This is a genomic window from Nocardia sp. NPDC051911 (genome assembly GCF_040681035.1).
GTDB lineage: Bacteria > Actinomycetota > Actinomycetes > Mycobacteriales > Mycobacteriaceae > Nocardia > Nocardia sichangensis.
Genome location: NZ_JBFAXY010000083.1, coordinates 1 through 6,242, shown reverse-complemented (window position 1 = coordinate 6,242; position 6,242 = coordinate 1). Strand labels below are relative to the sequence as shown.

At 67.2% G+C, this 6,242-nt stretch carries 7 protein-coding genes and 1 pseudogene; 5 read left to right on the top strand and 3 right to left on the bottom strand.

Annotated elements, in window-relative coordinates; genetic code table 11:
- Positions 1-250 precede the first annotated feature (250 nt).
- Positions 251-1,336, top strand: a complete 1,086-nt coding sequence (locus tag AB0L97_RS38325) for an S-(hydroxymethyl)mycothiol dehydrogenase (protein WP_364439905.1) — start codon at positions 251-253, stop codon at positions 1,334-1,336.
- Positions 1,333-1,965, top strand: coding sequence for an MBL fold metallo-hydrolase (locus AB0L97_RS38320; protein WP_364439902.1), 633 nt, complete (start codon positions 1,333-1,335; stop codon positions 1,963-1,965). The genes AB0L97_RS38325 and AB0L97_RS38320 overlap by 4 nt, the downstream gene beginning before the upstream one ends.
- A 167-nt stretch (positions 1,966-2,132) precedes the next feature.
- On the opposite strand, the gene AB0L97_RS38315 is transcribed toward AB0L97_RS38320, so the two are convergent.
- The gene (locus AB0L97_RS38315) at positions 2,133-2,321 is read right to left on the bottom strand and encodes a hypothetical protein (protein ID WP_364439899.1); all 189 of its coding nucleotides are present in this window, start codon (positions 2,319-2,321) and stop codon (positions 2,133-2,135) included.
- 273 nt (positions 2,322-2,594) lie between these two features.
- On the opposite strand from AB0L97_RS38315, the gene AB0L97_RS38310 reads away from it, so the two are divergent.
- Complete coding sequence (locus AB0L97_RS38310) at positions 2,595-2,768, top strand: hypothetical protein (protein WP_364439896.1); 174 nt, start codon at positions 2,595-2,597, stop codon at positions 2,766-2,768.
- A gap of 585 nt (positions 2,769-3,353) precedes the next feature.
- Here AB0L97_RS38310 and AB0L97_RS38305 read toward each other — a convergent pair.
- Entirely contained in the window at positions 3,354-4,343 is a 990-nt protein-coding gene (locus AB0L97_RS38305; RefSeq protein ID WP_364439893.1) for a LysR family transcriptional regulator, read from the bottom strand.
- An 87-nt stretch (positions 4,344-4,430) separates the two neighbouring features.
- On the opposite strand from AB0L97_RS38305, the pseudogene AB0L97_RS38300 reads away from it, so the two are divergent.
- Positions 4,431-4,568 (top strand): annotated as a pseudogene (locus AB0L97_RS38300) (LysR family transcriptional regulator); the annotation flags it as partial.
- 162 nt (positions 4,569-4,730) lie between these two features.
- On the top strand, positions 4,731-5,375 hold the full coding sequence (locus AB0L97_RS38295; RefSeq protein ID WP_364439908.1) for a LysR substrate-binding domain-containing protein: 645 nt from the start codon (positions 4,731-4,733) through the stop codon (positions 5,373-5,375).
- A 62-nt stretch (positions 5,376-5,437) separates the two neighbouring features.
- Here the strand turns inward: AB0L97_RS38295 and AB0L97_RS38290 are convergent, their stop codons facing one another.
- Positions 5,438-6,136 carry an FAD-dependent oxidoreductase gene (locus AB0L97_RS38290; RefSeq protein ID WP_364439890.1) on the bottom strand — a complete coding sequence of 233 codons (699 nt, stop codon included), beginning with the start codon at positions 6,134-6,136 and terminating at the stop codon, positions 5,438-5,440.
- Between the last annotated feature and the right edge of the window lie 106 nt (positions 6,137-6,242).

Below are 6,242 nucleotides of genomic sequence, written 5' to 3'. Positions count from 1 at the left end.
GTCTTTCGTCACAAATCGACGTCGATACCCTCCGCCACCTCAAAACTCGAGCCCCCTCCACACCACAGCCGAGTTAGGAATCACTCGTCTAGGTGAGGGGCAGCGTGCGCCCGGAGCGCCCACCCCGCTGAAAGGACAGTTCCTACTCGACCAATGGTCAGGTCCTGCGGAGGTGTCCCGACATTACCGTCGACGCGGGGCCGTGTGATCGAACACGGTCGACCGAGATCCATTGGAGGTATCAGCAAATATGCCGCAGCAGGTAGGTGGAGTCATCGCTCGCACGAAGGGGGCGCCGGTCGAGCTGACCGATATCGTGATCCCCGATCCGGGGCCGGGTGAGGTCGTCGTTGCCGTGGCCGCGTGCGGGGTGTGCCATACCGACCTGACCTATCGTGACGGCGGCATCAACGACGAATTTCCGTTTCTGCTCGGCCACGAGGCCGCCGGGACGGTCGAAAGTGTCGGCGCGGGAGTCGATTCCGTTGCCGTCGGTGATTTCGTGGTCCTCAATTGGCGTGCGGTGTGCGTCCGCTGCCGCGCGTGCAAGCGCGGCCGGCCGCAGTACTGCTTCGATACGTTCAACGCCTCGCAGAAGATGACATTGGGCGACGGCACTGAACTCACCCCGGCGCTGGGCATCGGGGCGTTCGCCGAAAAGACGTTGGTGCATGCAGGGCAGTGCACAAAGGTCGATCCCGCCGCGGACCCGGCGGTGGCCGGATTGCTGGGCTGCGGTGTCATGGCCGGCCTCGGCGCCGCGGTCAACACCGGCGGGGTCGGGCGTGGTGACTCGGTCGCGGTGTTCGGCTGCGGTGGGGTGGGCGATGCCGCGATCGCCGGCGCCCGGCTGGCCGGAGCGTCGACGATCATCGCCGTCGACCGCGACCCGCGCAAACTGCGCTGGGCCACCGGAGTCGGCGCGACCCACACCGTCGACGCCACCCGCTTGGATCCGGTTACCGCGATCCAGGAGCTGACCGGTGGTTTCGGCGCCGATGTGGTGATCGACGCGGTCGGTCGTCCCGAAACCTGGAAGCAGGCCTTTTATGCACGTGATTTGGCGGGAACCGTTGTCCTGGTCGGTGTTCCGACTCCCGATTTGCGCTTGGAGATGCCGCTGGTGGACTTCTTCTCGCGCGGCGGCGCGTTGAAGTCGTCGTGGTACGGCGACTGCCTGCCGGAACGGGATTTCCCGGTGCTGATCGACCTGTACCGGCAGGGCCGGCTGCCGCTGGACAGATTCGTCACCGAGCGCATCGCCATCGATCAGGTGGAGCAGGCGTTCCACACCATGCACAGTGGTGAGGTTCTGCGGTCGGTGGTGGTGCTGTGAGCGGCGCGCTGCGCATCGATCGGGTCGTCACCTCCGGCGTCTTCGAACTCGACGGCGGCACCTGGGATGTCGACAACAACGTGTGGGTGATCGGCGACGACGACGAAGCGGTCGTGGTGGATGCGGCCCACGACCCGAAACCGATCATGGAAGCCGTGGGTGACCGTCACGTCACCGCGGTCGTCTGTACGCACGGCCACAACGACCATGTCACCTTCGCCCCGCAACTGGGGGAGGACATGTACGCCCCGGTCCTGGTGCACCCCGGTGACGATCCGTTGTGGCAGCTCACCCATCCTGGGCAGCGTTATTGGCACCTCACCGACGGCCAGCGAATCGGCTTGGCGGGCACCGAGATTCATGTCATTCACGCGCCCGGGCATTCACCCGGCTCGGTATGTCTGTACCTTCCCGAAGCGGACGCGTTGTTCTCCGGTGACACCCTGTTCGCCAGCGGACCGGGGGCCACCGGGCGGTCGTTCTCCGATTTCCCCACCATCATCGGATCCATCCGCGATCGCCTGCTCACGCTTCCCGAGCAGACTCGGGTGCATACCGGCCACGGCGACGCCACCACCATCGAGAACGAGGCGCCGCACCTGGCGGAATGGATCGCACGCGGATACTGACGTCGAACCAGCGGCGCAGCGCGGTGACCGGCCAGCGCAACGGGTCGCCCGTAGTTGAGATCTCCACGCGCGGAAGCGTTCCGTCCACCACCTGTTCGTGGGTGTCGGTGAAGTCCGATATCGGCGGCCGACAGCCCGGCGGCGGCCAGTATTAGCAGCGCGCGGCCTCACGGCGATGAAACAGCGCCCGCGGCCTCCCATACCGCCAGCGCCAGCCGGGGCAGCAACCGATCCAATTGCTCGGCGAGCAGCATCATTCGATGCGCCGGATCGGGGTTGGCCTCGCGGCCTACCGCCTCGGCCGCACCCGGCGACCGATGCTCGGCGACCAAGTGCGCGGCGTAGATCGCGGACACGCAGCTCTACCGGGTGGCCGCATCTCTGTGTCCGAGATCGTCTGTGTCGCAGAGGTATTCGGCGACCGTGTCCGGGTTGTTGGCTAGCGCGGTCGGTGGCCGCCGCACCACACCGTGAAGTCGCGCCTGCCCGGGCGGTAGCGCCCGGACAGGCCGGTCGGTGTGGGGGTCGCCATCGATCACAGTCCGAGCATGCGCCCGGCGGTGGGGACGCGACGAGGGCTGCGGTCGTAGCCTCGTGCGGTCTCGGGATTCCTGTGGCGGGAGGAGTTTATGACCTCGTCGGTGGTCGCGCTGCGCGTAGGCCTCGGTGATCGGCCTGGGCCGCAGCGAGTGCGCCGATATCTGCTCCAGCACAACAGGATCCATCCCTGCCTGCGCGGCGTGCCGTTGCAAAAGTCTCCGCAGATCAATAAGGCGTATTCGACGTTCGCCTCGGTGTTCTAGTGCGACTCGAACAGCGAGGCACGTAAGCCCGGCGGATTTTGCGACCACGCTTCCTGGCCCTCCTCGGCGCGTAACCGTCGCCCGAGTGGGAGCGGTCCCAGGCCCGGCTGGGCAGGCGTATTGAGCCATGTCAGCGGGTACGGATCGCGGCGCGAGAACCGCGCGTCGATAGTCGCGCCGGTGTCCGGACAGATACCTGGGCGTGTGTCGACGGCGACTTCGTCGGACGCAGCGCGCTCGAGGCAATCGAACCGGAGAACCAGCGGCGGAAGGTCACGCTGGCATGGGACCGGAGGACGTCGCCAAGCTCCTGGCTTCCCTGGTAGACCCCGAGGGCCCCGGTATCAGTTCTTCGACCTCCCGAATGCCAACTACGGGTCATCGAACTTCGACTCCGTGGTCGACGCGGACGGGCACCTGGTCGGACTCTCCCCATTCACTGACTACAGCGCAAACGAGTGCAGGGCCTTGTCCCTGGCCACCGTGAATCCGGACGTGCCGCTAGGTGCCGAGGTCCGGGTGGTGTGGGGCGAGCCCGACGGTGGGTCGCTCGAGACGACGGTGCAACCCGCGCGGGAGTGCAGCTCAGCGTGTTCCCGGGTCCGTCGGAGGAAGCGCGGTGAGCAGGCGGCCTCCGCGCCGGTGGTCCGACGCCTGCAAGCCCAGGCTCGCCGTCACCTCCTTGAGTTGCTCGCACAGCCATGCGATGCCAGCATCGGTATAGCGCGACGTGTGCCAGTGAGCCACCTCGGCCAGCTCGGCGTCGGCCAGAGGCACCTCGGCCACGCACAAGTCGAGGTCACTGGGGCACCGTTCGAGCAATCGTTCGGGCACGAAGGCGAACATGTCGGTGCCGGACACGGCGAAGGGAAGGGCGAGCAGGCCCCCGACCGCTACGGCTGTTCTGGGGATGATCCCAGCCTCGGCCATGACGGCCTCAGGAGCGGTCTGGATCGATCGTCCGAAACCAGTGGCGTACGGGAGCTCGGCGAGGTCCGTCAGTGTCAGCCGGCCGTCCGTCAGCCGGTGGTTCCCGGCGGCCACGATGCAGACGTACCGGTCGGAGAAGACGACCTGCTGGCCTCCGGGCATCGGGTACCCCATCGGCATGAGGACCAGATCGTTGAGCAGCAGGACGCTCTTCAACTCGGATGTCCCGGCAGGCAGCGGCTCGAACCGTAGACTCACACCCGGAGCCTTCCGCGCCACCGTCGTCTCCATGGGCCCGGCGAGCACGGCGAGGGCGTAGTCCGACATGATCATGGTGAAAGTGCGTGTGCTGGCCGCTGGATCAAACGAGGACCAGGGGTCTAGGACATCGGCGACCTGCTCGAGGGCGGTTACGACCGCCGGGTAGAGCTCTTCGGCCAGCGGCGTGAGCTCGTAGCCTCGACCGCGGCGCACGAGAAGTTCGTCTCCGTAGTGAGCCCGCAGGCGGGCCAGCATCGTGCTCATCGTCGACTGTCCGATGGTGGCTGCCTCGCTTGCGCGGGTGACGTTACGGTGCTCAAGGAGGGCGCGGAGCGCGACGAGCAGGTTGTAGTCGGGTCCCTTACCCACGGGCGTCGGCCTCATCTGCCTCTCGGTCTTCCTCGTTGTGACAGATACTATACTCAGTCTCTGGGTGCAGCCGAAGGTCGTCTGCGTTCGGAGGTCTCGAGGATGAATCTGGGTGCATTCGACCTGAAAAATCTCGTGGTCCTCGAGGCCCTGCTGCAGGAAGGCAACCTGACCTACGCTGGCGGAACAGTCGGGATGGCGCAACCGGCAGTCAGCGGTGTGCTGGCCCGCTTCCGTCGTCACTTCGACGACGAGCTGCTCGTCCGCGTAGGCCGGGTCTATGAGTTCACGCCGCTGGCGCGAGAGCTGCTCCCACAGGTCGAGCATGCGGTTCGACTGCTGCAGGAGGCGTTGTGGATCCGTGAGTCCTTTGATCCGCGCACCAGTGAGCGATGGTTCACCGTGGCCGCTAGCGACTTCGGCGCCACGGTGCTCGTCGAGCCGCTGCGCCGCAAACTCGCCCTGAACGCTCCTGGTGTGCGCCTCGACTTCGTCAACCTCGCCGATTTCACCGGCGGCATCGCGCAGATCCTCCTGCGGCACGATGTATTCGTCTGCCCGCGTGGTTTGGGATTGGGTGGTGTCTTCGAGCACTGCCCCCTCTTCTCGGACCGGCTGGTGTGCGTCGTCGACCAGGACAACCCCCGACTGCGCGACGGCCGGCTGGACTTCGCCGCGCTGGAGGATCTGCCGCACGCCGTGCTGGCTTTCCGTAGCGGTGTCACGACCATGATCGACCGACTCATGGAGGAGAACGGCGTGCAGCGGCGCGTTTCGCTCACCGCCACAGGGTTCCTGCCCCTCGTGCTCGCGGTGGCCGGGTCCGATGCTGTCACGGTCCTCCCGGAGCGACTGGCTCGGCGCTTCACCGCGGACCCGCGTCTGGCGATCGCCGACCTACCATTCCCGACCGGCGAGATGCAGGAGTGCGCCTGGTGGGCGCCCGCGCGAGCAGCGGACGCCGGCCACCGGTGGTTCTTGAACCAGCTCGGGGATCTCGCTCGCGAGCTCGACGTCGACCCGATTGGACGGGTGGCCACCGGTTAGACCTCCGGACCGAGAAGCCCTCTTCCAGTCGGCGGCATGGTGCCCACGAACGGTCTTCGGGCTCAGCCGCTGGCCAGCAGGCGCTTCAGCTTGGCTGGTGGCGTGGGGTGGTTCACCGCGGCGACCATCGTCGCTGCGGAGGGGTCGGGCCACGCGAGCAGGGCCGACCGGCGATCCAGGCTGCCGTCGAGCACCGCGGGCACGTCCGCACCCGGCGAGATCGAGCCGACCAGCTTGATGTCGAGGCCGAATTGTTCGGTCCACGCGTAGCGCGAGGGTCGGTACGCCGGGGCGTCGTCTCCTCGCAGCAGCGCAGCCGCGGCGACGCGCGACTGCTCGACGGCGTTCGTCCACGTGGCCAATCGTGTGCAGGACTGGCCGTCACGGACCGCGGCGACATCGCCTGTCGCCACGACGTCGAGGGCCGCGCACGCCACCCGTCCGCGGTCGTCGACCACGACTCCACCCTGGATGTCGATGCCGCTCCCTGCTAACCACTCGACGTTCGCCACGTCACCGACCGCGGAGATCACCAGGTCGGCCGCGATCCGCTCGCCCGAGGCCAGTTCGACGGCTGTCGGCTCGGGTGTGCCGAGGAGGCGAGCGCCGCCCGCGGACACGACGAGCCGGGCCCCGGACTCCTCCGCCACGCCCCGCACGAAGCCGGCCACGTGTCTGCCGAGCACCCGGTCGAGCGGAGGGACCACATCGACGACAGTGACCCGGAGCCCGAGCAGGCGGCACGTCGACGCGAGCTCCATGCCTAAGAATGCCTAATACCAAGGCCGCGCAGTTTGGGTTCCTGCCCGGTTGTCAACCGGGCAGGATATGGATGCTGATCTGGGTTTTGTAGGTGTTGCGGTCGAT

What these genes read in the sequence shown, in the direction of transcription:
- AB0L97_RS38325 (WP_364439905.1), top strand. Translation starts at nt 251, where the DNA reads ATGCCGCAGCAGGTAGGTGGAGTCATCGCTCGCACGAAGGGGGCGCCG.
- AB0L97_RS38310 (WP_364439896.1), top strand. Translation starts at nt 2,595, where the DNA reads ATGACCTCGTCGGTGGTCGCGCTGCGCGTAGGCCTCGGTGATCGGCCT.
- AB0L97_RS38305 (WP_364439893.1), bottom strand. Translation starts at nt 4,343, where the DNA reads ATGAGGCCGACGCCCGTGGGTAAGGGACCCGACTACAACCTGCTCGTC.
- AB0L97_RS38290 (WP_364439890.1), bottom strand. Translation starts at nt 6,136, where the DNA reads ATGGAGCTCGCGTCGACGTGCCGCCTGCTCGGGCTCCGGGTCACTGTC.